Below are 25533 nucleotides of genomic sequence, written 5' to 3' on the forward strand. Positions count from 1 at the left end.
TCACGCTTTGGGCATGGGGTTCAGAGATTTGTTGTAGGGGTGCCAGTCGGTGATCTCGGGATAATAGTGGCGTCGCCACGCGCGAACGCGCGGGTTCATGACCCGCCGCCACAGCGGAGGGATCATCGCGGCCACGGTCATGACGGGATAGCCATAAGGCAATTGCGGAGCTGTGTCCGATGCGTGATGTTGCAGCAGCGGAAACCGGCGGTTGGGTTTGTAATGGTGGTCCGAATGGCGCTGAAGATTGATCAGCAACCAGTTCGACGCTTTCTGCGAGGCATTCCACGAATGGCGTGGCAATACATGCTCGTACCGTCCGTCGCCCAGGTGTTTTCGGGTCAGGCCGTAATGCTCCACGTAGTTGACCAGCTCGAGCTGCCAGATCGCGACGCCAGCCTGTAGCACAAACAGCGCCACGCCGGACCATCCTCCGATCAGGCCAGCCAGTGCCAGCATCCCACCTTGCAGCGCCCAGTACCGCCAGAAAGGGTTTGAGCGATCTGTCCATGGTCGGTCTTTGCGGGCCAGCTTGTCGCGCTCGGCGCTGAAGGCCGAAACCCAGCATTGCCACAGAACCCGGGGATAGAAGCGATGAAACCCTTCGTTGTAGCGCGCCGTCACCGGATCGCGCGGGGTTCCAACATGGCGGTGATGGACCAACAAATGCTCGGACCGAAAATGAGAATACAGCACCATGGCAAGAAGAATGTCACCCAACCAGCGTTCCAAGCGGCTTTTCTGGTGCATCAACTCGTGGCTGTAGTTGATCCCAATCGTGCCCGAAATGACGCCCATGCCAAAGAACAGGCCGATTTTCTCTAGCGTTGACAGATGGGTGTTGTGGGTTGCGTACCAGATCAGACCAAAAAGGGTGACGAACTGGATCGGGACCCAGAGTTTTGTCAGCAATATGTACCATTGCAGCGCCGTGTCCGGCGTCTCGGGGTCGGCGTTTTGAGTGTTGAGCCCGGTGATCCGGTCCAGCACTGCAAAAGCCCACCAGGTTGCGGCAGGAACCAGCAGCAGTGACCATCCACCGGTAGCAGCTGAAAACCAGACCAGCGGGATCAGCAGCAGCGACACCCAGAAAGGGGATGCAGATTGCCAGCGGGACAATGTGCCAGTTGCGATCATCTTTTCTGCTCCGACTTTTTGGACATACCCTAGACATGGCCCGAAGACTTGCACAGCGGACTTATTGTCCTTTCCAAAGGTCATAGGCCTTACGCATCACGGTTGGCAGGTCGCCGGGCCTGAAGCTGTGTTTGTCGACGACCGTCAGATGTTCGGGTACGTCGTGATCAGCGGCATACGTGGTCCAGATCCGCAAAATCAGGTGGAAATGTGTAAATGTATGGCGCACTTCGCCCGGCAACATCTTCCAATTCGCAGGGAACGGGGCACGTTCGGTCGGGGCATCGTTCCACTCTGATCCGGGCCAGCCCAGCATTCCGCCCAGCAGGCCTTTGTCAGGTCGGCGTTCCAGCACCATGGCACCGTCTGCCATACGCGCGACATACACGTGCCCATAGCGGGTTGGCTTGGGTTTTTTGGGTGTTTTTCGTGGCAGGTCGGCTTGGGTGCCTGCGACGCGGCTCTGACAGGGATCACGCAGGGGGCAGATGCCACATGTCGGCGACTTCGGCGTGCAGATGGTGGCCCCCAAATCCATGACCGCCTGCGCGTAATCGCCGGGGCGTGTGGCCGGGGTCAGGGCCGACGCCTTTTCCTTCAGCAGGGGTTTGGAGCCGGGTAACGGGTCGTGAATGTCGTGGAGCCGGGCCATGACACGCTCGACGTTTCCGTCCAGCACGGTTTCGGGCTGATCGAATGCAATGGCCGAGATCGCAGCCGCAGTATAGGGGCCAATACCGGGTAGCTTCAGCAGGGCGTCAAAGCTGTCGGGAAACCGGCCATCGCAGTCCTGCGTGACAGCGCGCGCGCATTTCAACAGATTGCGGGCGCGGGCGTAATAGCCAAGCCCGGCCCATTCCCCCATGACCTGTTCGTCCGGTGCGGCGGCCAGGGCCTGAACTGTGGGCCAACGGGTGGTGAAACGCAGGAAATAGTCACGAACGGCGGCAACTGTTGTTTGCTGTAGCATCACTTCGGACAACCAGACCCGATAGGGATCGGGGCGTATGCCGGCGGCGCGATCCGCCGGACCCGTACGCCATGGCATTTCGCGGGCGTGGCGGTCGTACCACTCCAGCAACGCATCACTGACGGTCAATTCAGCAGAGTCACGCAAGTTTTATCCATCTCCCTGTCGGGTTTCTCTGGCACCCGGTGCCCTGCTCAGTACAATAGAGGTGTAGGAGCTGGAAACCAGATGCAACGCAGACGTTCTTCGACCCGTGGGTTCAAACGCACCGCGTCCGTGCTGAACGATCAGATCAGGCGCGCCGGGGAAAGCCGGGGGTTTGCCGTGTCGCGGCTTTTGACCCATTGGGCCGAGATCGTCGGCCAGGAAATCGCCGCCATCGCACGCCCGGTCAAAGTGGGTTATGGCAAGGGCGGTTTTGGTGCGACCCTGACCGTTCTGACCACCGGGCCACAAGCTCCGATGCTGGAAATGCAGAAGGAACAGCTGCGCGGGAAGGTGAATGCGGTCTATGGCTACAACGCCATCAGCCGCGTCCGCATTACCCAGACCGCTCCGACCGGATTTGCCGAGGGGCAGGCCAGTTTCGACCACAAGCTGAAGCAAACCAAACCCCAGATTGCGCCTGACATTGCCGCCGAGGCTGACAAAGTGTCACGCAATGTAAATGATGAAGATTTGCGCGCGGCCCTTGAACGTCTCGGGCGCAACGTTTTATCCAAACAGAAACGCTGAGAAAGGGCTGAGAATGAGCCGTATTGCAACCGTAATCTGTGCGGCTGTCGCCGTAGCCGCTGGCGGCTATTGGCTGACACAGTCGAACACCAACGTCACCCTTCCGCTGGTCAGTGCTGCCGAAGCGCAGGAGGCAGACCTGGATACGTCGACGATCGTCGATATGGTCCAGGGCGCCGAAGATGCGCCGGTCGAGATCATCGAATATGCATCCTATACCTGCCCGCATTGTGCGAGTTTCCATCAGGGTGCTTACAAGCAACTCAAGAAAGACTTCATCGACACCGGCAAGGTCAAGTTTACCTACCGCGAAGTCTATTTTGACCGCTACGGCCTTTGGGCATCGATGGTGGCCCGCTGCGCCGGCCCGGAAAAGTTCTTCGGTATCACCGACCTGATCTACGAAGGGCAAGCCGAATGGTCACGTGCTGGTGGTCCGGCCGAGATCGTGGACGAGCTGCGCAAGATCGGTCGTCTGGCCGGTATCGATGGCGACCAGCTCGAGGCTTGCCTGCAAGATGGCACCAAGGCGCGGACATTGGCCGCGTGGTATCAGGAAAACGCCGAACGTGATGGCATCCAGGCGACTCCGTCGTTCCTTGTGAATGGCAAGAAAGTCGACAACCAGTCCTACGCGGACTTCAAAAAGCTGATCGAAGACGAATTGGGTGGCTAACCACCCTTTTCCGGTTGGCCCTGTCTGGGCCGACCGGACCTATTTTGGTGCAGGTGCTGCGTTCAGCAGCATGTCGCGGACCTTGTCAGTTTCACCGACTTGCAAACGAACCGGCAGAGTGATCACTTTGCTCCGAAACGCCGGAGGCAGGCGTACGGCGTCTTTTTCGGTTGTGATCATCTGAGCACCCAGCTGGCGCGCCTCGTTTTCCAGTCGGGTCATCAGGGCCTGAGTCAGGGGTTGGTGATCGTCCAGAGCTTCGGCGCGGACCAGGTCTACGCCCAGCTGCCGCAGGGTTCTGAAGAACTTCTCGGGGTGGCCGATACCGGCAAATGCCAAAGCGCGTGTCCCGGTCCAGTCCATGCCGGTTTGCAGGGGTTCGATTGCACCGGTGACATGGGGAACGGACAACTTGTCGCCCCACTGACCGGTGAAAGCCTGTTGTGCAGCCTCATCGCCCAGAGACAACACAAGGTCGGCCCGTTTCAACCCGATGTCGACCGGTTCCCGCAGCGGACCGGCAGGCAGGCACAAGCCGTTTCCGAACCCGCGTTGAGCATCGACAACAATGATCGAGAAATCCTTGGCCACCGAGGGGTTCTGAAAACCGTCATCCAGAACGATTACCGTGGCACCCGCAGCCGCGGCGGCCCGCGCGCCCGCCGCCCTGTCCTTCGCAACCCAGACTTCGGCAAACATCGCCAGAAGCAGCGGCTCGTCCCCAACTTCGGCAGCAGTGTGCTTGGCCGGATCAACTTGCACCGGCCCCTCCAAAGAGCCTCCGTGCCCCCGCGTGACGACATGTGGTTCGTGCCATGCGCCCCTAAGCTGTTCAAGAGTCCAGATCACCGTTGGTGTTTTACCGGTTCCACCAGCGTTTAGGTTGCCGATACAGATCACGGGCACACCAGGCTTTTCGCCGGATTCCGAGGCGATCCTTCGGGCGGTTGCCGCAGCATATAGGCGCCCCAACGGTGCCAGCAGACGCGCCCTCGGATCCGGTTGGTCCGGGGGCGTGTTCCAGAAATCAGGTGCCCGCATGATCCGCACTCCGCTGATCCAGAATATCCTGCACCAATTCGATCAGGGCGTCAGCCTGTGGTGCGCCTTCGGTCAACAACTGCCACCCCGCCAGCGCCATGTCGGCAGCTTGATCCGGGGCCAGAAGCTGCACAACGGCGTCGCCCAGTTCGGTTGCCGTTTTTACCTCTTTGGCGGCGTTCACCTGTTGCAGGCTGGAATAGAATTCCTGATGGCGGTGCACATATGGTCCGAACATGATCGCAGACCCCAGCGCGATTGCTTCGGACGGGTCCTGACCGCCCGCGCCGCGTTCCAGCGAGCTGCCCATGAATGTCACTGCTGCCATGCGATGCCACAGGCCCAGGTTTTCGGGGTCCGATGTCAGGACGACCTGAGTGGTATCTTCGATCATGTCCCCTTCATCCCAGCTGACGCAGCGCAGGTCCATCGATTCCAGCCGCCGCCTCAGCGGCGTGACTTCCGGCTCGTTTGCCACGTGCAGCACCAGAACCAGCCGATGCAGCATCCGCAGCGCCTGACGGTGGGCTGTCAGGACCGAGATAAACTCCTTGTCCTGAACCCATGCCGCCAACCAAACCGGGCGCCCGGCAAGCGTATGAGTGGTCTCGATAAGCTCGTCTTCCGGCCAGGGCCGGGGGTCGGGGCTGATCCGCAAAGGCGGTGATTCCACGACTTTTCCGGATGGAACACCGAGACGGCGGATCTGTCGAGCCGTCTCGGCGGATGGCGTGAGAATCTTGCGGAAACAGTCAAAGGTCACCCGTGTGATGTCCGGCAGCCAACGGGCGTTTCGGGACAGTGTGACGCTGAATTGAGCGTCGAACAGGACCAGCGGGATCGCCTGTTCGTCAGCGCGCGTGACAATGTTGGGCATCAGATCCCCACCGACCCACAACCCCATGTTCGGACGCCAGTATTCGATAAACTCGCGGGCTGCTCCACTCTGTTCCTGTGGCAGGTTGATCAAGGGGAACTTGCTGTCCGGCCAGTTGGACAAATCCTCATTTGGGGGTGCTGTCAGCAGGAAATTCAGCTTGGCCCTGACCTGTGACAGCCGACGACAGAAGTCGGTCACAGCCCGCAGCCGATCCGGGGTGGCAACATGGATCCACAGCAACTCACCTTCGGGGCGCGGCATGTTGGATTGCGGCGCAACCCGGTTGCGCATCCCCCATGACAACACCCTATAGGCGGCCAGGCTGAGTGAGCGCGGTTTGCTCATGTTCCGATTCCCGGCCCGGCCGGGTCCAGCAGTGCGGACAGTTGCTGATGAATCGAGGCGCTGGCGGCGATCACGCCGTTCAGCCTGGGGTGCGCATTGTTGAAGATCAGCCGTTGCCCCGTACGGTCCGAACAGATTCCGCCGGCCTCTCGAATGATCAGGTCGCCTGCGGCAATATCCCATTCCCAACTGGGGCGCAGGGTCAGCATGCCATCGAACCGCCCCTGCGCAACCAAAGCCATGCGATAGGCAAGCGACGGGCGGTAGGCGCGTTCGAACTCTGGTGCCTGCGCGTGGCGCCAATGCCGTGCGTCAAGGTTTGGCTTGGCGGCCAGAATTTCTGATTGCAAAAGCTCTGCGGTGTCCGAGGTCGTGATCGTTTCGCCATTGAGAGTCGCGCCCTGACCCTGTGCCGCCGTGTACAGCAAATCCCGCATCGGCAGGTAGATGACCGCCGCCGTCACCACGCCGTTGTCGGCGACGGCCATGGAATGCGCCCAGGTGCGCGCGCCTTCTGCAAAGCTTCGGGTGCCGTCGATCGGATCGATGATGAAAGTGTTGCTGCGGTCCAGCCGGTCGGGTGAGTCTTCGGATTCCTCGCTGAGCCAGCCATAGCCCGGCCGTGCTGAACACAACCGTTCCTCCAGCATCGTGTTCACGGCAAGATCCGCTTCGGTCACTGGCCCGGCGCCATCGGGTTTGTCCCAGCGCTGTGCTTGCGTGCCGGAATAGCGCGTGGCGATCTTGCCGGCCTCCAGTGCCGCTTCGATCAGCAGGGGCAGGTCAGTTGCCGGCAAGTGTCATTCCTTCGATCAGAAGCGACGGTACCACGCGCGACAGATAGGGGCGGGCATCGTTCGCCGGGATGATCCGGCGCAGCATGTCCCGCAGATTGCCCGCGATGGTGCATTCATTGACCGGATGCGTGATCTCGCCATTCTCGACCCAGAAGCCCGATGCACCCCTTGAATAGTCACCGGTATTGGGGTTGATCGTCGATCCGATCATGGACGTGACCAGCAACCCGGTCCCCATCTCGCGCAGCAGGTCGGCGCGGCTTTGGTCGCCTTGTGTCAGGCTCAGGTTCCAGTTGCTGGGCGATGGCGGGCCCGAGACCCCACGAGTGGCGTTACCCGTGGACGCCATGTCCAGTTTTCGCCCGCTTGACAGGTCCAGCGTCCACCCGGTCAGGATGCCGTTTTCCACGATTGCCCGGCGTCGTGTCGGCAAACCCTCGGCGTCAAAAGGACGCGAGCCCGAGATACGTGGCCGATGCGGGTCTTCGATCAGAGACAGGTGTGCGGGCAGAACGTCCTGCCCCAGACAATCCTTGAGCCAGGATGCGCCCCGCGCGATTGCTGCACCATTGCTGGCGGCCAGAAGGTGGCCGATGAGCGAAGATGAGATTCGTTCGTCAAAGAGCACGGGAAAGCGACCCGTTTCAGGTTTGCGCGCACCAACCAGTTGCACGGCGCGTTCGCCTGCTGTGCGCCCGATCTCATCTGCGCTGCGCAGGTCGGATTGGAACGTCCGGCTGTCGCCGTCATAGTCCCGCTCCATCCCGGTGCCTTCGCCCGAGATCGCAACACAGGATATCGACCGGCTACTGCGTTCATATCCGCCGGTGAACCCGTTTGTCGCGGCCAGATGCACATGGTGGGTTCCATAGCTTGCGGCCGCATCTGACACCTGGGTAACGCCGGTAACGGCCAGCGCTGCGGCCTCGGCCGTCAGAGCATCCTGCATCAGGGCTTCGGCAGACGGGGCCGGGGTAGGGTCTGTCAATTCCAGTGACTCTGTGTTCCAGTCTGTGACCAGCTGGTCCGGGTCAGCCAGCCCGGAAAACGGATCTTCGGGGGCTTCCTTGGCCATCGCAACCGCTCGTTCCGCCATGGCGCGCAGGGTTTCCGGCCGGCTGTCGGAACTGGACACAATGGCAGACCGTTTGCCCAGAAACACCCGCAATCCCAAATCAGTGCCTTCCGAGCGTTCGGCGTGTTCCAGCGCGCCGCCCCGCACTTCGACGGAAACAGAGGATCCGTCGAGAACGATGGCATCCGCCGCGTCCGCGCCCGCCTTGCGGGCCACGTCAAGCAAGTGCTGGCTGATTTCTTCTGGTGTGCGGGTCATGAGGCCTCCGGGTTGGTTGCCAAGGACCTAGCCTTGGACTGCCCGTCTCGCAAGACCTGTGACCGGATTGTATGTTTAGGATCGCGGTGAACCCGTGCCGTTTCAGAGGTTTGTGCAGGGGTCGGCAGGACGGAGAAAGGGCCGCATGTTGCGCGGCCCTTTCCGTTGATCGTCACTTGATACGCTGACCATTCGCCAGGATCTGACCGTCTTCGGTGAACTCGATCTTCGAGTTCAGTGTGTCCGGTTCTTCGCCCGGGACGGCCATCAGGCCCATCATCATGCGGGCGCCCAGCGCGTCTTCGTCCGAGATGATTCCCATGCCGATCAGGGTGTCGATCAACTGGTTGGCACCAACCAATTGAAGGTTCGCCACGCCGCTTGGGCTGGGCAGGCCATCAAACTCTTCGGTGTTGGTGTTGTCGAAAGCAAAATCTCCGTCACCGGTCAGCTTGGCGCCAACCAGCGAAACCAACAGTTCGTTGATCTTCAACGAGTGCAGTTCCCCCGGCGCTTCGTCGGATTCGACGTCGATTTCAGGATCGAATATGTTCATCAGCACTTTCGCTGTACCCGTCGCATCCAACGCAATCGTCGCAGGGTCACGCGGCAGTGCGCCCGCAGGATCGAAAATGCCCCACAAGATGTCCGACATGGTGAAATCGGTCAGGTTCAGCCCAAAGCCGAAAGGTTGAACTTCATCCGATTGCTGGATGGGGAATTCGAAGTTCAGGCCAGCCTTGGCCATCGAAAGTTCGATCGGGAACGGCAGGCCCGCCGTGGTAACGGCCATCTTCGTGCTGTTCTGGTCAATGTCATAGACGATACGATCTGCATCGATGCTGGCAGCAAAACGCCCGCCTTCGGACGTGCTGTTCATCGAGAACGCCTGACCTTCGCTGGTTCCGCTCAGATCGGTGCTGCCCGCGGCATAGGTGAAGGTGCCGTCAAACGAGAAACCAGCCTTGTAAAAGGCTTCTGGGTCCGAAAAGTCAAAATCCGGCGGGATCACGTTTTTGCCTTCAAATGCCAGTTGATCCAGTTGACCGTTGATCAACCCGTTTTCGCCGCTTTCAGGATCCTGAAAGTTCAGATCATAGGACAATGTGGCTGCGTTGAACGTCTGGCTGATGTTCCGATTGTCGCCGATCTGCATCCGCGAGCTGCCGGACAGATCGCTTGCTTGGACGTTGATGCCAAACACATCCTTGGGCAGCGCCTCACCATCGACCTCAATCGAATCCAGTTTCACCCCCAGATTGTCAGCCTTGTAGTCATAGGTCATGTCGTCCGGTGTGCCTGAAACGACCATGTTCAGTTGGCTGTGGGAATAGGTGACAGTGGCTGCGAAGTTTTCGTCTTCGGCCTGACCGGTGATTTCCATGGGAAAGTTTTCCGGCAGGTCAATGGTAACGGTCCCGTCACCATTTTCGGTCAGTGTCATTTCTGGCATGACCATCCGAAACTGCCCTTCCTCTTCGGGCAGGGCCACTGAAAGTGTCATATTGGAAATCGTGGTGACGTCGCCCGAGGTGCTTTCGTCCCCCGTGATGGTGTAACCCATTGAGGTGAAATAACTCTGCCAGTCGGACCAGACATCATTGGCCGACAGGTCTGCAAACGCCCCTTGGGTGGCAACGGCATAAGCCAGGGCAGCGCCGCAGCTGCGGCGAAGGAAAACGGACATAAGGTAACCCTTCTTGATCAATTTGTGGCGCATGGTCGGGTTTGTGGCGGGTATCGTCAAGGGGGCAAGGGCTGGACCCTTTCCCCGTTTACGCGTTACGGCTGTAGCCGACAGAGATTGCAATGCGTGAGGAAGGGCAAATGCAGGGAAAAACTGTTCTCATAACCGGGGCCAGCCGAGGAATTGGGGCCGAGGCAGGGCGCGTTTTTGCCGCAGCCGGTGCCAATGTCGCATTGGTGGCCCGCAGCCAGGATCAGATTGACGCCCTGGCGGCCTCATTGGGCGATCAGGCCATCGCACTGGCCTGTGACGTCAGCGATTTCGCGCAGGTGGAACAAGCCGTGGCCACATGCGTGGACCGGTTAGGTGGGTTGGATGTTCTGATCGGCAATGCCGGCGTGATCGATCCGATCTTTCATCTCTCGAATGCTGACACCGAGGCGTGGAGCAAGGCCATCGACATCAACCTGAAAGGCATTTTCTATGGGATGCGCGCGGCGTTGCCGGTAATGCGGGCTGCGGGAGGAGGGAGCATTCTGACGATCTCGTCCGGTGCAGCGTCGAACCCGGTCGAAGCCTGGAGCCATTATTGCGCCTCGAAGGCCGGGGCCAAGATGCTCACGGAATGTCTGCATCTGGAAGAAGCCCATAATGGTATTCGCGCCATGGGTCTTTCACCGGGGACGGTGGCCACCGATATGCAGCGTTCGATCAAGGCCAGCGGCATCAATCCCGTCAGTCAACTGGACTGGGATGCCCACATTCCGGCAGACTGGCCCGCACGGGCGCTGCTGTGGATGTGTTCCGATGATGCAGATGAGTTCCTGGGCACCGAAATTTCGCTGCGGCTTGATGACATTCGCAAACGGGCCGGGCTGATATGATCGATTTGACCAAAGAAGGCGGCCTGTGGACCGTCACGATCAACAACCCTGACAAAGCAAACGCCCTGACGGGGGCCATGCTGGCGGAACTGGCCGAGATTGCCGAATCCGCGACAGGCGCGAAGGCGTTGATCCTGACCGGCGCGGGCAAAGTGTTCAGTGCCGGGGCAGATCTGGACGAGGCGCGCGCCGGTCTGGCCAAATCGGATGTCTGGGAAAGGCTGTCTGGTGCCATTGCCGCGCTGCCCTGTCTGACCGTCGCCGCACTGAATGGCACCCTGGCCGGTGGGGCTAATGGTATGGCGCTGGCCTGTGATCTGCGCATTGCCGTGCCATCGGCCAAGTTCTTCTATCCGGTGATGAAGCTGGGGTTTCTGCCGCAACCGTCCGACCCCGCGCGGCTGGCGGCTCTGGTCGGACCGGCCAGGGCCAAGTTGATTCTCATGGCCGGTCAGAAAATCACCGCGCAGGAAGCGTATGAATTTGGTCTGGTGGACCGGATTGTCGATCCCGATCACCTGATGCAAACCGCACGCGATCTGGTGGCCGACAGCGTGAATGCCGACCCCGAGATCGCAGCGGGAATCGCAAGGTTGTGTTCATGAGGCTGTCTGCACTGCGCCTGCGGGTCGCTGACCCGGATCGGCTGGCCGCGTTTTATCGCGACGTTCTGGGCATGTACGTTGGCCAAGCAGAAACCGGCCACCGTGTCGGCTATGACGGCGCAGACGCAGACATTTTGTTGCTGCCGGGGGGAGGAGGGTACACCCATGACAGGGGGCAGCGGTACTGGAAGATAGGAATCACTGTGCCGGATGTCGATCTTGCCGCGGCTCATCTGCGCGGGTTTGACGTTCCAGTGAGCACGCCGAACCAGTTTCTGGACATCGGCTACATGTGCCATCTTGCGGATCCCGAAGGGTTCGTCATCGAGCTGCTGCAACATGATTTCGAAGGCAACCGACCGCCGCATGCGGCGGACCCCGACGCGCCCTTCGCGCGGGCTCGGATCGGTCAGATTACCCTTCGAACCGGCGATATTGCCGCCGAAGACGCGTTCTGGCGCGCCCGGGGCATGTCGTTGCTGTCGATGCAGGAGGTCGCCCCTTGCGGCTTTGACCTGCATTTCTATGCCTTTACGGACGAAACCCCTCCCAATCCTGATCTTTGGGCTGTTGAAAACCGCGAATGGCTGTGGAAACGCGCCTATACGGCGTTGGAATTCCAGCATGTTGCGGGCGCACAATTCGCGCATGTACCGGACTTTCAGGGTATCGAGATCGAAGGCCTGTCCGAGCCCCTGACAGATACTTTCGGCGACCCGATCCTGCCGGGCTGATCATCGCCCGCGCCGCTTGCCCGGAACTTTCGAACGAAACCCGGGTGGGCGTTTGCGGACCCAGATCAGAAATTTCTCGAGCCTTGGATGCGCACGCAGGGCCTCGACCGTGTTGAAACTGCGTGCCAGTTCGGCCTCGGTCAGGGTGGCGTGCACCTCTTTGTGGCAGATCTGATGCAGCAGAACGGTCGGTCCGCCCTTGCCTCCTTTGAGTTTTGGGATCAGATGATGCAGGCTGCCACCCCCGTCGGGGATCGGGCGGTCGCAAAGCGGGCAGATCGGATCGCTGTTCGTCATGATGATGTGAAACTTGCGCCTGTGACGGGCGAAGGCAAGAGGGTGCGAATGGCGCAGGCAATGGTGATCGGAGCAGGCCCCGCCGGGTTGATGGCGGCCGAACAGCTGGCCGCAGCCGGGCATTCCGTGTTGGTGGCCGAGGCCAAACCTTCGGTCGCGCGCAAATTTCTGATGGCCGGGAAATCGGGGCTGAACCTGACCAAGGACGAGCCGCTTGATGACCTGATCCGCGCCTATGGTGAAGCGGCGGATTGGTTGCGCCCGATCATGACTGACTTTGATGCCGAGGCGGTGCAGCACTGGGCGCGCGGGTTGGGGCAGACGCTGTTTGTCGGCTCGACGGGGCGTGTATTTCCTGAATCCATGAAGGCCTCACCCTTGTTGCGGGCCTGGCTGGCACGGTTGGGCGAGTCCGGGGTCGAGGTCAGGACCCGCTGGCGTTGGACAGGCTGGGACGGTGAAGCGCCGGTGTTTGACACCCCGGACGGGCGGCGCCGTGTTTCGCCGGATGTCACCGTGCTGGCACTGGGCGGTGCAAGCTGGGCCCGCCTTGGCTCGGACGGTCACTGGGCGCAGATATTGGCCGGAAAAGGCGTGGCGCTGGCTCCGTTCGAACCTGCAAACTCAGCCATTTCCGTTGATTGGAGCCCACATATGCAGCCTCATTTCGGGGCCGCATTGAAATCGGTCCGATGGATGGCAGGTGACCTGGAGAGCCGAGGAGAGGCAGCGATTTCCAGAACCGGTCTGGAAGGCGGCGGGCTGTATTCGCTGACACCGGCCTTGCGCGCGGGGCAGCCATTGTTTGCTGATCTGAAGCCTGATCTGGACCAACAGGCTCTGCTGGCGCGGTTTTCTGCGAAACGGTCGAAAACAACGCTGTCCCAGTGGATGAGAAAGTCGCTGAACCTGTCCGCTCAGAAAATCGCCCTGTTTCATGAAATGACCAAACACGGCGGCCATTCTCAATCCGTGCAAGTGAGCATGTTGAAAAAGCTGCCCATCCGGCATGCCGGACTTCGCCCGATGGACGAAGCCATTTCGACCGCAGGTGGTGTGAAACGGACAGCGCTGGATGACGGGCTGATGCTGACGGCCCTGCCGGGTGTGTTCTGCGCCGGTGAAATGCTGGATTGGGAGGCCCCAACCGGGGGATATCTGCTCACGGCTTGCCTGGCGACCGGGCGCTGGGCCGGTCAGGCCGCCGCAGATTGGCTTGAAACGGCCAAGTGAGTTAGCGGGATCGCGCCAACATCGCCAAACGGATCATCGCGCGTTCCACCAGCGCCATGGCAGGGGCTGTCTGCCCGGCAGAGCGCAGCGCCAAATCCGTATCCGTCAGAACCGTCAGCGCGGTTTGCAGCTTGGCCGCCCCCCAACCTTGTGCCTGTCGCAGGATACGGTCACGCCGCTTGCCGTAAACCGGCGGACGCAGCTTGCCGATGCCCTGCGCAGCACCACCGGGATCGGACGCGCAGGCATAGAGTGTCCGAAAATGCCGCATTGCTCCGATGCACAGAGTCACGCCGTTGGTGCCCTGCGCCTGCAACCTCCGGATCAGCGGCCCGATCTCACCGGCGCGGCCCTCGGCAACGACGTTGAGAACATCATCCAGCGCCGCCTCGGTCGAGCGCGGAGCGCAGGCCTCGATATCTTCGACTGTCAAGTCAGAGCTGTCATCACGCTTGTAAAGAGACAGTTTTTCAACCGTTTGCGCGAAATCACCGGGGCTGAGGCTTGCTGCCAATTCGCTGATTGCAGACATGACATCTCGGGGCACGTTTTTCATACCCGACTCGGCAAGAACCCGTTCCACTTCGGCGCGTGAGGGCGGGTCGTCATAAATGCCAACCGCATAAGCGGCAGGGTGGCCTTCGAACACCTTGCGGATTTTCGAGTTGGGTTTCAATTGCCCTGCGGTCACGATGATCTGGGCGTCTCCGGGGGCCCAGTCTTCGAGCGCGGCCAGAATTGCAGGCGCTGCGGTTTCGGTTGCGTCTTCTACGAAAACGGCACGTGGGCCGGGAAAGAAGCCGACCGCCTTGACCGCGTCCAGCAACAAAGCGGGATCACCACGCAGATCGCCACCGGGCATGCGGGTCAGGCGCATTTCTTCTTCGGCTTCGGGGCCAAGCAGAGCGGCCAGCACCTGCTGTCGCTTGAGCGCAACCCGCATCGCATCCGCGCCATAGATAAGCAGCCCGGTCTTGTCCGCGTCCGGCTTGGCAAAATACCCCTCAGCCTCGCGCGGGCTCAGCTTCATGCGGCCAGGTCCGGCATGGCGTAAAGGCGGTTCATGATCTGACCCGACAGTATCATCATCAGCCGTCTCTTGGCATCGCGCTCATCCGCCAAGGTGGAAACGGTCGATCCTGCGGCGGAATATGACACAAAATCCGCCACCGAGCCCGAGGCGATGATCTCACCGGTTGCGTTGGACCGCAGCGTGTATTGCGCGCGTCCGTCGATGGTGTAGCGTTGCGTTTCGTTCGTGGTGGTGATTGCTGCGCCACGCGTTACGGTCGAAACCTGAACATCCAGCTTGTAGTCGTTGACCGACCCGGCGCTTCGCCCCAGTTGCTGTTCCAGATTTTGGACCAGCAAATAGCTTTCCACGGTGTTGGGGGCCGACACCTCGACACGGCCATACAAGGCCGAACCCGATCCGCCGGGCGCATAGACGGGCTCAAAGCCGCAGGCGGCCAGCGCCAGCGGCATCAGCAAAAAGGTTCTGCGATCAAACGACGACATTCACAATCCGGCCCGGAACGACGATTACTTTCTTCGGCGCATTGCCTTCCAGCGCCTTTTGGACAGCTTCGGTGCTGAGCGCGATTTTTTCAACCTCGGCTTTGTCCAGATCCTTGGCTACGCTGATTTCCGCGCGACGCTTGCCGTTGATCTGGATCGGCAAGGTGACGGTGTCGTCGACCAGCATCGCCTCGTCGGCGACGGGCCATGGCGCAACGGCCACAAGGCCTTCGCCGCCCTGATGGGCCCAAATATCTTCCGCCAGATGTGGTGTCATCGGCGACATCAGCTGTGCCAGCGTTTTGATGGCCTGCTTTTGGGCCGCAGCACCTGCCTTGGATTTCGCCAGGGTGTTGGTGAAGGCATAAAGCTTGGCGATGGCTGCGTTGAAGCCAAAGCTTTCAACACCCAATGTCACGTCGCGGATGGTTTTGTGCATCTCGCGCAGCAGTTCCTCATCGCCTTCGCCCGTGGCGTTCGGGTCCATGGCACCGATCTTGTCGCAGAGAGTCCAGACACGGTTGAGATGCTTGTACGCGGCCTCGGCCCCCGCAGCCGTCCATTCCACGTCCCGTTCGGGCGGCGAATCGGACAGCACGAACCAGCGGGCTGTGTCGGCGCCGAAGGCCGAGATGATGCTGACCGGGTCGACAACGTTCTTCTTGGACTTTGACATTTTGGCCGATGGGATGATCTCGACCTCTGTGCCGTCGGCCAGTTTTCCGTCCGTGACCTCCTCGGGCAGGTGATAGACCGGACGACCGTTGGCATCGCGGGTCTGGTAGATCTCGTGTGTCACCATGCCTTGGGTGAACAGCGCGTCGAAGGGTTCGATGGCTTTGTTCGGCAAATGCCCGGTGATGTTCATCGCGCGGGCGAAGAAACGCGAATACAGCAGATGCAGAATCGCGTGTTCGATACCGCCGATATACTGGTCTACATTCATCCAATATTCCGCCTCGGCCAGATCGGTGGGTGTTTCCGCGCGCGGAGCGGTGAATCGGGCGAAATACCATGACGAATCCACGAATGTGTCCATCGTGTCGGTCTCGCGTTTGGCAGGGGCGCCACAATTCGGGCAGGCGCAGTCGCGCCAGGTCGGGTGGCGATCCAGCGGATTTCCCGGTTTGTCGAAGGTGACATCATCGGGCAGGCGAACCGGAAGGTTCTCTTTCTTTTCAGGGACCACACCACAGCTGTCGCAGTGAACGACAGGAATCGGGCAGCCCCAATAGCGCTGGCGGCTGAGGCCCCAGTCCCGCAGGCGATATTTCGTGACCCCTTCGCCCCAACCGGCTTTTTCGGCGAAATCGATGGTGGTGTTGATCGCCTCTTCGCCGGTTGCTTCGGTCAGGCCCGCGAAATGGTTCACCCAACGGACTTTCTCGGTCTTTGGCGGGACAAAGGCGATCTTGTCGACCGGTGTGTCGTCGTCCAGCGCAAAGAACGTATCGATCACCGGCAGGTCGTATTTGCGGCAGAAATCAAGGTCGCGCTGGTCATGGGCCGGGCAGGCAAAAATCGCGCCGGTGCCATAATCCATCAGGATGAAATTGGCGATCCAGACCGGCAGTTCCCAGTTCGGGTCCAGCGGGTGCTTGACGCGGATGCCGGTGTCGAAACCCAGCTTCTCGCCAGTTTCGATGGCCTCTTCCGTGGTGCCGCCCTTGCGGCATTCCGCAACGAATTCAGCAACTTTTGGGTTTTCGGCCTCAAGCTTTTTGGCGATCGGGTGATCGGGCGAGATCCCCACGAAGGACGCACCCAGCAGCGTGTCGGGCCGCGTCGTGTAGACAGTTATCGGTTCCCCACCATCGGTGCGCTCGAACCCGAATTGCAGGCCGCGCGACTTGCCGATCCAGTTTTCCTGCATCAGCCGCACCTTGGCGGGCCAGTTCTCGAGCGTATCCAGCGCCTCGAGCAGCTCTTCGGCGAAATCCGAGATCTTGAAGAACCACTGGGTCAGCTCGCGCCGTTCCACCAGCGCGCCCGAGCGCCATCCGCGCCCGTTTTCCACCTGTTCATTGGCCAGAACGGTCATGTCGACCGGATCCCAGTTCACCACGGCATTCTTGCGATAGACCAGCCCGGCCTCGAGCATGTCGAGGAACAGCGCCTGCTGCTGGCCATAATATTCCGGGTCACATGTGGCGAATTCACGGGACCAGTCGATCGACAGGCCCAGCGGCTTCATCTGGGCGCGCATGTCGGCGATATTGCCGTAAGTCCATTCCTTGGGGTGGCCGCCAATCGCCATGGCAGCGTTTTCCGCCGGCATCCCGAACGCGTCCCAGCCCATTGGGTGCAGAACATTGTGCCCGGTGGCCAGCTTGTGCCGCGCGATGACGTCGCCCATCGTATAGTTGCGCACATGCCCCATATGGATTCGCCCCGACGGGTAGGGGAACATCTCAAGCACATAGTATTTCGGCTTGTCCGCCGTCCGTCTGGCGGTGAAGATCCCGGCCTTGTCCCAGGCCTCTTGCCATTTTGCTTCGATTTCGGTGGCCGAATAGCGCGACATTGTGCGGTCCTTCGTGAATGAAAACGCCGGGTAGGAACCCGGCGTGGTATTAGTGTGATTTTCGGCGGAGTGCTAGAACTTGTTGTCGGCGATGCGCAGCTGACGGGCGCGGGACAGAATCGCATCCTCCACGGCGCGGGTTGTTGCCGCGCTTACCGGGGCGCCCCCGCTGGATTGCAAGGCGACGGACAAAGACCGGGCCGCAAGCGCCGGATCGCTGATGTGTACGGTCGCCCTGTATGACCGGCCTCCGCCCGGAGGGGTGCCGTAACCTGTTACGATCACTCCGGTAAACGGATCGACCTCCTGCACAGGCAGGAAATTCAGTATGTCCAGAGAAGCTGCCCACAGGTACCGGTTTACATTGGTGGTCTGCTCGGCCTTGCTGCGATCGAAAATGTCCCACAACGTTGAACGTTCGGGATCGTTCAGTTCGCGTTCATCGGAATTACCGCTGGCGGGATTGGGGGAATATGTCGAAGTGGTTCGATTCTGCCCGCATGCCGCAATCGTGGTGGTCAGCATGATTAATCCCAAAATCGTAGGCAGGCGCATTGTCAGCAGGTCCTGTTTCACTTGTTTTGCAGTATTCAGGGCATACTCCTAGCCAAGGACCCTCGCTGCAACAAGCCTATTCTTCTGAAATGTAAGTGTATCACCCGCATCCGGGCGAAAAGGAACTGTGGCATCCTTGCACCAATCTGACCCCAATGACGTGACCGGGTTTATGCCAAGCTTGCGCAATGGGGGCAAAAAGAGCGAAACGGTGTCCGTGCTGAGACATATGCCGAGGCATGTGTCGAGTAGATAACTCTTTTGAAAGAAACCGAGGGAAACAAGATGAAAAAAGTTCTCTTCGCATCGACGGCGCTGATCGCGACCGCAGGCGTTGCGGCAGCTGAGATTAACTTCAGCGGTTACGGCCGTTTTGGTATTGGTTACACTGAAGACCGTACCGCAACCACAACCGTTACTGGACCTGGCGCAGACGGCCTGATGGGCACAGCAGATGACGTATCCGCAAGCTCGACCGCACAGTCTGACGACGCTATCCTGGTCTCGCGCTTCCGTCTGAACATCGACGGCATCGCAGAAACCGACGGCGGCGTTCGTTTTGAAGGCCGTGTTCGTCTGCAAGCTGACGAAGACAGCAGCACCGGTGAAGCAAACTCGGCCGGCCTGAACGGCGCACGCTTCTCGGTCATCTACGGCGGTCTGCGTGTTGACGCGGGCAACGTCGCAGGTTCGTTTGACAACCTGGCAAACTACTACGGCAACGAAGTAGGTCTGGAACTGTTCGCAGGTCAGTACTCGGGCGTTGACTACAGCTTCCTGGCGTACTCGTCGACCGGTTCGGGCGCGAACGCTGTGTTCTTCCAGTATTCGGTTGGCGACTTCTCGTTTGGTGCGTCTTATGACCAAGCGCAGGTTACAACTGTTGCAGCTGGTGGTGCCGCTTCGACCACCACTGACGCAGACCGCTGGGACATCAGCGCGACCTACACCTTCAACAACATCACTGCCGCTCTGGCCTATGGTCAGACCGACGGTGGCGCAGGCAGCGATCCGAGCCTGACCGTTCTGACCCTGGGTGGCGAATGGGGTGACTTCTCGGGTACTCTGTTTGTCGCGGACGACGCAACCAAAGTTGCTTCGACCGACGGTACTGCATGGGGTCTGTCGGCTGCCTACAACCTGGGCGCTGCAACCACCCTGCTGTTCACCTATGGTGACGGTAACGCATCTGCTGACCTTCAGCAGGTTGCAATCGGTGCAATCTACGACCTGGGTGGCGGTGCATCGCTGCGCGGTGGTCTGGGTGTAAACGACTGTGACTCTTGCGCAGACTCGACCATCAAGGCTGACTTCGGTGCTCAGTTCAACTTCTAAGCTGATCTGAACCGTAAGGTTTAAGGGCGGGTCTTCGGACTCGCCCTTTTCTTTTGCGCCGACTTGGTGTTTTTCTGCGCCAAAGACAGATTGAGGGCCCCATGTCGTTGCAAGAGATCACCGCGCGTATCGCCAAAGCCGAAGCCAAAGCACAACGGCAGGCCGGTTCGGTCAAATTGATTGCCGTTTCCAAGGTGCAGCCCAACGAACGGGTTCAGGCCGTTCTTGAGCAGGGGCACAGGTGTTTTGGTGAGAATCGCGTACAGGAGGCGGCCAGCAAATGGCCCGCTTTCAAAGAGCAGTTCGATGCCGTCGATCTGCATCTCATCGGCCCGTTGCAGACCAACAAAGCCAGGCAGGCGATGGAACTGTGTGATGCGATCCATTCGGTCGATCGCCCCAAACTGGCCAAAACCCTGGCGCGGCTGGCGCAAGAGTTGGGATACTGCCCCGACTTGTTCATTCAGGTCAATACGGGTGAAGAAGCGCAGAAGGCCGGCGTTCTTCCCGCGGACGCGGACGGGTTCATCGCGGAATGCCAGTCTTTGGACCTTCCGGTGCGCGGGTTGATGTGCATCCCGCCGGTCGATGAAGAACCCACACTTCATTTCGCACTTTTGGCCAAGATCGCCGCACGCAACGGGCTTGAGGGCTTGTCGATGGGTATGAGCGGTGATTTCGAGCAGGCCATCGCCTTGGGCGCGACCCATGTCCGCGTCGGGTCGGCCATTTTCGGCGAGCGGGTCAAACCTCTGGGATGATCAGGCGCGTTCCAGGAGAGATTCGCCCTGCAATCCAGTGCAAATGGTCCCGACGGAAGGCGATGCAACCTTCGGTCGGGTAGCCGGGCCTGCGCCACTGGTGCAGAAAAATTGCCGATCCCCTGCCGGGAACCGCATTCGGCCAGTTCCAGTCGGTCAACAGAACCAGATCGTAAAGCGGATCAGCCCGGCGCAGTTTTTCATGACTGAACGCATAAGGGGCGGGCACCATGTGATTGTAGCGGCTGTCCTCGACGTCATCCGACCACAAGTCCTGCGGCCCAATCGGGATCGCCCAGAAGTTGGGGGCGACCAGCCGGTCGGGCCGATAGAGCATGCCGACGATTCGATGGCATCCGGTAGGTGTCGCCCCGTCACCCTCGTGTTTCGTGTTGCTCAATCCGCCTTTGCCAATGGAACACGGAAACGTTCTGCCCAGAAACCGAACGCCGTTCGGGGTCAGAACCAAATCACTTGGGGTCACAGCAAGTGCCCGGATTTCGCGGCTTTCGTGGCCAGGTATCCCCGGTTATGCGCGGTTTCGCCCACTTTCAAAGGAACGCGCTCGGTCACGGCGATCCCCGTGCGTTCCATCATCGAGATCTTGGCGGGGTTGTTGGTCAGCAGGCGCACCGAGTTGAAACCCAGCGATTTCAGGATATCCGACCCGAGTCGGAAATCGCGCTCATCATCCTCGAAACCCAGCCTGTGGTTTGCTTCTACTGTGTCAAAGCCCTGATCTTGGAGAAAATAGGCGCGCATCTTGTTGGCCAGCCCGATACCGCGCCCTTCCTGGTTCAGGTACAGAAGAACTCCTGCCCCTTCGGCCCCCATTTGTGCCAGCGCGCCGCGCAGTTGCGGACCGCAGTCGCATTTCAGGCTGCCCATCAGATCGCCCGTAAAACAGGCAGAATGCAACCGGGCCAGAACCGGCTTGTCCCGATCCGGGCGGCCGATTTCGACCGCGTAATGCTCTTCTCCGCCATCTTCGGGGCGGAAAACATGCAGGCGACCGGCCTCGGAGACTTCCATCGGAAGGCGGGCGGCGACCACTTCATGCAAGGCGCTGCGGTCCGCCAGATGCGGGGCGGCGCGTGTGTGATCAATGCAGGTCAGGCCGTGCGATACGGCAAAGGCCCGACCGTCTTCGACCGGCACGACGACCGCGGCGGGAAGAATGCGAGCGGACTTGGCCAACGCAATCGCGATGCGGTGCAAATTGGCGTTACCGTGGCGCTCGGTCATCAGCGGCCCTTTCATCGGCGCGCTCAGATCGTCCGAGGGATCGGCAACCGCCTGCACCCATGTGATGTCTGCATCGGCGGGAATCGAAACCCGTGCGAGATCACCGTCATAGGCACGCGCTTTGAGTGTTTCGGCCCGCCGCCCGGTAATGGCCACCACCGGTTCCCCGAGCTTTTTCAGATCAGCCAGGCGCTGTGGGCTGAGCGTTTCCGCAGAGATCGCCACAACGCTAAAGCCGCTGTCATCGGTCAGCACCACTGGAACGCCCATGCGCAGATCGGCCCGGGCCCTGGCCAGAAGTTCGGTGATATCGGGAATGAGACTCATCTATGTTACCCTATAACGCTCAGCTTTTCTCCTAGCTGTTTCGAAAGGAAATGTGAAACAATTCTGCCAACTCTGACACGAAGGCGTGAAACCGTTGCAGCAAATCTTGTTGATTGCATATTCCGCGCGCAAGTGATGGAAAAGCGTTTGGAGGATCGGGAAATGGCTCAACTCAAGAAAATCCTGTTGGTGGACGATGACGAGGATCTGCGCGAGGCGCTCAGCGAACAACTTGTCATGACCGAAGACTTTGACGTTTTCGAAGCGTCAGACGGCCAGTCCGCGATGGAGCGCGCACGCGAAGCGATCTATGATCTGGTCATTCTTGATGTGGGTCTGCCCGATACCGACGGGCGGGAACTGTGCCGCCTGATGCGCAAACAGGGTGTCAAAAGCCCGATCCTGATGCTGACCGGTCATGACAGCGATGCCGATACGATCCTTGGCTTGGACGCCGGCGCGAACGATTATGTCTCCAAACCATTCAAATTCCCGGTTTTGCTGGCCCGTATCCGCGCTCAGCTGAGGCAGCACGAACAATCCGAGGACGCGGTATTTGTTCTTGGCCCCTATACGTTCAAACCAGCGATGAAGATGCTGATCACGGAAGAAGACCGCAAGATCCGCCTGACCGAGAAGGAAACCAACATCCTCAAGTTCCTGTACCGTTCGACCGATGGCGTCGTGGCGCGGGATGTGCTGCTGCATGAAGTTTGGGGATACAATGCCGGTGTCACGACGCATACGCTGGAAACCCACATCTACCGTTTGCGTCAGAAAATCGAGCCCGATCCGTCCAATGCGCGCCTTTTGGTCACAGAATCGGGTGGATATAGGCTCGTGTCTTAACTGGTTGTGGATTGATGTGGATCAAAGTGATACTCTGAACTCATAATTAGGTTACTCCCAACCCGTGCATGTCCGGGTCATGACATGTACCTCCCTGTTGGACTGCCGGGCCGAATGGCCCGGCTTTTTTTCGGTGCTGAAGGGGGGCTGCTACGCAAGACAGAAAGCAGCACTGACCGATTTTTGGCCCAAAATAGAACAATGAGCTCTGCGGCGGGTCACTCTTCCACGGGAGCAACGGCCCGCTGATAAAGGTGCCACGTGGTGTGGCCAAGGATCGGAAGGGTGAAAACCAGACCCAGAAACGCCGGAACCAGCGACAACAACATGGTGACCGAGATGATCGCCGCCCAGCCCAGCATGACCACCGGGCTTTCGGATACGACGCGCAAAGAGGTCAACATGGCGGAAATGAAGTTGGTTTCCCGGTCCAGCAGCAAGGGCATGGCGACGACGGTCACCGAAAACAGAACGGCCGACAGGAATGCGCCGACACAGGTGCCTACGGCAAGGAATATCCAACCCTGCGGTGTGAAGAATACGGCGTTCAAAAACCCGTCGAAATCCGAAAAGGATGCGTTCTGGAGTATGATCGCCAGCCAAAGCCGAACCTGGTAAATCCATACCCAAAAAATGAAAAGAGTGACAAAGGCCATCCAGCCCATTTCGCGTTTGCGTTGATTGGCCATAACGGTCAGGATTTCAGACCAGCCAAAGCTTTCGCCTTTCTGCAAGCGGCGCGACATTTCATAAAGCCCGGCGGCGGCAAAAGGGGCGATCAGCGGAAAGCCTACAATGGCAGGGATAATCATCCAGATCTGGCCAAGCCAGATCAGGGCCCAAACCAACAGAATTCCGAAAACCGCAAAGAAAAGGCCGAAGAAACCGCTCATGACAGGGCGGGCCAGAAAGTCGGAAAACCCTGCCTTCAGTGACGCTGTGATATCATCTACAGTGACCCTGTTGACATTGGGCATGGTCTGCTGCTGTGGCGTCAGGTTTTCCGGCGGCGTAGAACCTGCGGATTCGGATGCCATGACACACTCCTCCCAAAGCATCGTGCCGGGCCGGTCTGTTCGCGAACAGACCCAGCGGTGAAACAGACATTCCTCATTCGCACACAAGTCTGCATCAGGCGAGGTATCAGGGCAAGAGGAAGCTCGACGGCGAAGCTCGTTGACCTGCCGACGGATAGTCTAGGGATGAAGCCGCCTTTTCTCGTGGCAACTGGCTTTGTGCCACGCTAACCTGCGCCAATCGCGACAAAGGAATCCCCGACATGCCTTTCACCCTTGCCACATGGAACATCAATTCCGTTCGCCTGCGTGAGCCTATCGTTTTGAAATTGCTGCAAGAAGAAGCCCCTGACGTATTGTGCCTGCAAGAGTGCAAATCACCGGTTGAGAAGATCCCGACCGAAGGGTTTGCCGAACTGGGTTACAGGCACATGATCGCGCGGGGGCAGAAGGGTTACAACGGCGTCGCCATCCTGTCGCGCCTGCCGATGGAAGAGGTGGGTGACAAGGATTTTGCAGGCCTCGGACATGCCCGCCACATTGCCGGGCGGTTGGAAAACGGTGTCACGATCCACAACTTCTATGTCCCGGCGGGCGGCGACGTGCCGGACCGGGACGTCAATGAGAAATTCGGCCAGAAGCTCGACTATCTCACTGATATGCGCGATTGGTTCCGTGCGGAAAAGCCGGCTAAATCCATCCTTGTCGGTGATCTGAACATCGCCCCGCGTGAGGATGATGTATGGTCACACAAACAACTGCTGAAGGTCGTCTCGCACACGCCCGTCGAGGTCGAGCATCTGGCCGAGACACAGGAAGCAGGCGGCTGGGTCGATATCACCCGTCAGGATATTCCGGAAGGGCAGCTTTACAGCTGGTGGTCCTATCGCGCCCGGAATTGGGATGCGGCAGACAAGGGGCGCCGGCTGGACCATATCTGGGCCACGGCCGATATCTCGAACGCGGGCCATTCCAGCCGCATCCTGAGGGACGCCCGTGGATGGGAAAAACCCAGCGATCACGCTCCGGTCTTTGCCAGTTTCGACGTCTGATCTGCAACTCAGCCCTTGGTTTCCGCGGCCAGCGACTGCATATAGGGCGCAAATTCGAACGAAAGAGTGATTGCCATGGACCTTCTGAACGGCGGAGACGCCCCAGCAACCGATCTGATCAAAGACGGGACCGAGGCCACTTTCATGGCCGATGTGGTCGAAACCTCGCAGGAAACACCTGTGATCGTCGATTTCTGGGCACCTTGGTGTGGCCCGTGCAAAACCCTTGGCCCGATGCTGGAAGAGGCTGTGTCAGCCGCGAAAGGCGCGGTGAAGATGGTCAAGATCAATGTGGATGAGGCGCAGACAATTGCCGCGCAAATGCGCATCCAGTCGATCCCGACCGTCTATGCCTTTTTCAAGGGTCAGCCGGTGGACGGGTTTCAAGGCGCGTTGCCGGGATCCGAGATCAAGGCTTTCGTGGACCGTGTGATCGAAGCCGCAGGCGGTGAAAGCCCGGGCGGCCAGTTGGATGATGCCGTGCAGGCTGCCGAGGAAATGCTTGCCGAAGGTGCTGCCGCGGACGCGGCTCAGACCTTTGCCGCGATTCTGGGTGAAGATCCGAACCACGCCGCGGCTTATGGCGGGCTGGTGCGGGCGCATATCGCCACCGGTGATCTGGAGCAGGCAGAGGCGATCCTGAACGGCGCTCCGGCCGAGATATCCACATCGGCCGAGCTGGAAGCCGCACATGCGCAGCTGGAACTTGCCAAGCAGGCGGCAGATGCCGGCCCCGTCGCCGAGCTGATGGCGGCTGTCGAGGCGGATCCGGACAACCATCAGGCCCGCTTTGATCTGGCCCAGGCGCTGCACGCGAACGGCAATGTGGAAGAAGCCGTGGCACAATTGCTGGAGCTGTTCCGCCGGGATCGTGAATGGAATGAGGGCGCGGCCAAGACACAGCTTTTCACCATCTTCGATGCGCTCAAGGCCAATGACCCGATTGTTCTGAACGGACGTCGCAAACTCAGTTCGATGATATTTGCCTAATCTCTCA

26 protein-coding genes are annotated in these 25533 nt (G+C 59.8%); 11 read left to right on the forward strand and 15 right to left on the reverse strand.

From position 1 onward, the window contains the following. Both AC2FF8_RS17115 and mutY read right to left on the reverse strand, forming a co-directional pair. Positions 1-1137 carry an alkane 1-monooxygenase gene (locus AC2FF8_RS17115; RefSeq protein WP_170345574.1) on the reverse strand — a complete coding sequence of 379 codons (1137 nt, stop codon included), beginning with the start codon at positions 1135-1137 and terminating at the stop codon, positions 1-3. A gap of 61 nt (positions 1138-1198) precedes the next feature. Then, entirely contained in the window at positions 1199-2254 is a 1056-nt protein-coding gene (gene mutY / locus AC2FF8_RS17120) for an A/G-specific adenine glycosylase (RefSeq protein WP_496880299.1), read from the reverse strand. An 81-nt stretch (positions 2255-2335) separates the two neighbouring features. Here mutY and AC2FF8_RS17125 point away from each other — a divergent pair, with 81 nt between their 5' ends. Both AC2FF8_RS17125 and AC2FF8_RS17130 read left to right on the forward strand, forming a co-directional pair. Further along, positions 2336-2842: a DUF721 domain-containing protein gene (locus tag AC2FF8_RS17125; RefSeq protein ID WP_496880300.1), complete on the forward strand. Its 507-nt coding sequence runs from the start codon at positions 2336-2338 to the stop codon at positions 2840-2842. A gap of 13 nt (positions 2843-2855) precedes the next feature. After that, positions 2856-3518 carry a DsbA family protein gene (locus AC2FF8_RS17130; protein ID WP_425080114.1) on the forward strand — a complete coding sequence of 221 codons (663 nt, stop codon included), beginning with the start codon at positions 2856-2858 and terminating at the stop codon, positions 3516-3518. A 39-nt stretch (positions 3519-3557) separates the two neighbouring features. On the opposite strand, the gene lpxK is transcribed toward AC2FF8_RS17130, so the two are convergent. The 5 genes from lpxK to AC2FF8_RS17155 all read right to left on the reverse strand — a co-directional run bounded on the left by lpxK (position 3558) and on the right by AC2FF8_RS17155 (position 9601). Continuing rightward, the gene (lpxK, locus tag AC2FF8_RS17135; protein WP_496880301.1) at positions 3558-4559 is read right to left on the reverse strand and encodes a tetraacyldisaccharide 4'-kinase; all 1002 of its coding nucleotides are present in this window, start codon (positions 4557-4559) and stop codon (positions 3558-3560) included. Further along, positions 4546-5784: a 3-deoxy-D-manno-octulosonic acid transferase gene (locus AC2FF8_RS17140; RefSeq protein ID WP_425080112.1), complete on the reverse strand. Its 1239-nt coding sequence runs from the start codon at positions 5782-5784 to the stop codon at positions 4546-4548. The genes lpxK and AC2FF8_RS17140 overlap by 14 nt, the downstream gene beginning before the upstream one ends. Continuing rightward, entirely contained in the window at positions 5781-6581 is an 801-nt protein-coding gene (locus AC2FF8_RS17145) for an inositol monophosphatase family protein (protein ID WP_496880302.1), read from the reverse strand. Before AC2FF8_RS17145 ends, AC2FF8_RS17140 begins: the two co-directional genes overlap by 4 nt. After that, a complete protein-coding gene (locus tag AC2FF8_RS17150) occupies positions 6568-7914 on the reverse strand; it encodes a TldD/PmbA family protein (RefSeq protein ID WP_496880303.1) in 1347 nt (448 codons plus the stop codon). The genes AC2FF8_RS17145 and AC2FF8_RS17150 overlap by 14 nt, the downstream gene beginning before the upstream one ends. A 172-nt stretch (positions 7915-8086) precedes the next feature. After that, a complete protein-coding gene (locus tag AC2FF8_RS17155; protein WP_496880304.1) occupies positions 8087-9601 on the reverse strand; it encodes a DUF2125 domain-containing protein in 1515 nt (504 codons plus the stop codon). 140 nt (positions 9602-9741) lie between these two features. Here AC2FF8_RS17155 and AC2FF8_RS17160 point away from each other — a divergent pair, with 140 nt between their 5' ends. From AC2FF8_RS17160 to AC2FF8_RS17170, 3 genes are read left to right on the forward strand one after another with little or no spacing between them, the layout of a single operon-like run. Further along, a complete protein-coding gene (locus tag AC2FF8_RS17160) occupies positions 9742-10485 on the forward strand; it encodes an SDR family oxidoreductase (protein ID WP_496880305.1) in 744 nt (247 codons plus the stop codon). Then, positions 10482-11090: an enoyl-CoA hydratase/isomerase family protein gene (locus AC2FF8_RS17165; protein WP_170345584.1), complete on the forward strand. Its 609-nt coding sequence runs from the start codon at positions 10482-10484 to the stop codon at positions 11088-11090. The genes AC2FF8_RS17160 and AC2FF8_RS17165 overlap by 4 nt, the downstream gene beginning before the upstream one ends. Beyond that, positions 11087-11824 carry a VOC family protein gene (locus AC2FF8_RS17170; RefSeq protein WP_496880306.1) on the forward strand — a complete coding sequence of 246 codons (738 nt, stop codon included), beginning with the start codon at positions 11087-11089 and terminating at the stop codon, positions 11822-11824. Before AC2FF8_RS17165 ends, AC2FF8_RS17170 begins: the two co-directional genes overlap by 4 nt. Here the strand turns inward: AC2FF8_RS17170 and AC2FF8_RS17175 are convergent, their stop codons facing one another. Then, positions 11825-12121 (reverse strand): HNH endonuclease, encoded by a 297-nt coding sequence (locus AC2FF8_RS17175; RefSeq protein ID WP_496880307.1) that lies wholly within the window; start codon positions 12119-12121, stop codon positions 11825-11827. A 48-nt stretch (positions 12122-12169) separates the two neighbouring features. On the opposite strand from AC2FF8_RS17175, the gene AC2FF8_RS17180 reads away from it, so the two are divergent. Further along, positions 12170-13354 carry a TIGR03862 family flavoprotein gene (locus tag AC2FF8_RS17180; RefSeq protein ID WP_496880308.1) on the forward strand — a complete coding sequence of 395 codons (1185 nt, stop codon included), beginning with the start codon at positions 12170-12172 and terminating at the stop codon, positions 13352-13354. 1 nt (position 13355) lies between these two features. Here AC2FF8_RS17180 and holA read toward each other — a convergent pair whose 3' ends face one another. From holA to AC2FF8_RS17200, 4 genes are all read right to left on the reverse strand, one after another. After that, positions 13356-14384: a DNA polymerase III subunit delta gene (gene holA / locus AC2FF8_RS17185; protein ID WP_496880309.1), complete on the reverse strand. Its 1029-nt coding sequence runs from the start codon at positions 14382-14384 to the stop codon at positions 13356-13358. Continuing rightward, complete coding sequence (lptE, locus tag AC2FF8_RS17190; protein WP_425080103.1) at positions 14381-14872, reverse strand: LPS assembly lipoprotein LptE; 492 nt, start codon at positions 14870-14872, stop codon at positions 14381-14383. The genes holA and lptE overlap by 4 nt, the downstream gene beginning before the upstream one ends. Beyond that, positions 14859-17396: a leucine--tRNA ligase gene (leuS, locus tag AC2FF8_RS17195; RefSeq protein WP_496880310.1), complete on the reverse strand. Its 2538-nt coding sequence runs from the start codon at positions 17394-17396 to the stop codon at positions 14859-14861. The genes lptE and leuS overlap by 14 nt, the downstream gene beginning before the upstream one ends. A 72-nt stretch (positions 17397-17468) precedes the next feature. Further along, a complete protein-coding gene (locus AC2FF8_RS17200; protein ID WP_170345590.1) occupies positions 17469-17951 on the reverse strand; it encodes a DUF3576 domain-containing protein in 483 nt (160 codons plus the stop codon). Positions 17952-18236: 285 nt separating this feature from the next. Here AC2FF8_RS17200 and AC2FF8_RS17205 point away from each other — a divergent pair, with 285 nt between their 5' ends. Continuing rightward, positions 18237-19286, forward strand: a complete 1050-nt coding sequence (locus AC2FF8_RS17205) for a porin (protein ID WP_171724914.1) — start codon at positions 18237-18239, stop codon at positions 19284-19286. 101 nt (positions 19287-19387) lie between these two features. Beyond that, positions 19388-20047, forward strand: coding sequence for a YggS family pyridoxal phosphate-dependent enzyme (locus AC2FF8_RS17210; protein ID WP_170345592.1), 660 nt, complete (start codon positions 19388-19390; stop codon positions 20045-20047). Here the strand turns inward: AC2FF8_RS17210 and AC2FF8_RS17215 are convergent. Next, positions 20031-20531: a L,D-transpeptidase family protein gene (locus tag AC2FF8_RS17215; RefSeq protein WP_480685934.1), complete on the reverse strand. Its 501-nt coding sequence runs from the start codon at positions 20529-20531 to the stop codon at positions 20031-20033. The genes AC2FF8_RS17210 and AC2FF8_RS17215 overlap by 17 nt on opposite strands. Continuing rightward, complete coding sequence (gene ribA / locus AC2FF8_RS17220; RefSeq protein WP_170345594.1) at positions 20528-21619, reverse strand: GTP cyclohydrolase II; 1092 nt, start codon at positions 21617-21619, stop codon at positions 20528-20530. Before ribA ends, AC2FF8_RS17215 begins: the two co-directional genes overlap by 4 nt. Before the next feature lie 162 nt (positions 21620-21781). Between ribA and AC2FF8_RS17225 the strand changes: the two genes are divergently transcribed. After that, a complete protein-coding gene (locus AC2FF8_RS17225; protein ID WP_117872957.1) occupies positions 21782-22468 on the forward strand; it encodes a response regulator transcription factor in 687 nt (228 codons plus the stop codon). 218 nt (positions 22469-22686) lie between these two features. On the opposite strand, the gene AC2FF8_RS17230 is transcribed toward AC2FF8_RS17225, so the two are convergent. Next, the gene (locus tag AC2FF8_RS17230; RefSeq protein ID WP_480685935.1) at positions 22687-23505 is read right to left on the reverse strand and encodes a DUF2189 domain-containing protein; all 819 of its coding nucleotides are present in this window, start codon (positions 23503-23505) and stop codon (positions 22687-22689) included. Between the two features lie 242 nt (positions 23506-23747). Here AC2FF8_RS17230 and AC2FF8_RS17235 point away from each other — a divergent pair, with 242 nt between their 5' ends. Further along, positions 23748-24536 carry an exodeoxyribonuclease III gene (locus AC2FF8_RS17235; protein ID WP_496880311.1) on the forward strand — a complete coding sequence of 263 codons (789 nt, stop codon included), beginning with the start codon at positions 23748-23750 and terminating at the stop codon, positions 24534-24536. Positions 24537-24611: 75 nt separating this feature from the next. Beyond that, complete coding sequence (gene trxA, locus AC2FF8_RS17240) at positions 24612-25526, forward strand: thioredoxin (RefSeq protein WP_496880312.1); 915 nt, start codon at positions 24612-24614, stop codon at positions 25524-25526. Positions 25527-25533: the final 7 nt, after the last annotated feature.

This window comes from Ruegeria sp. YTSA144 (genome assembly GCF_059610125.1).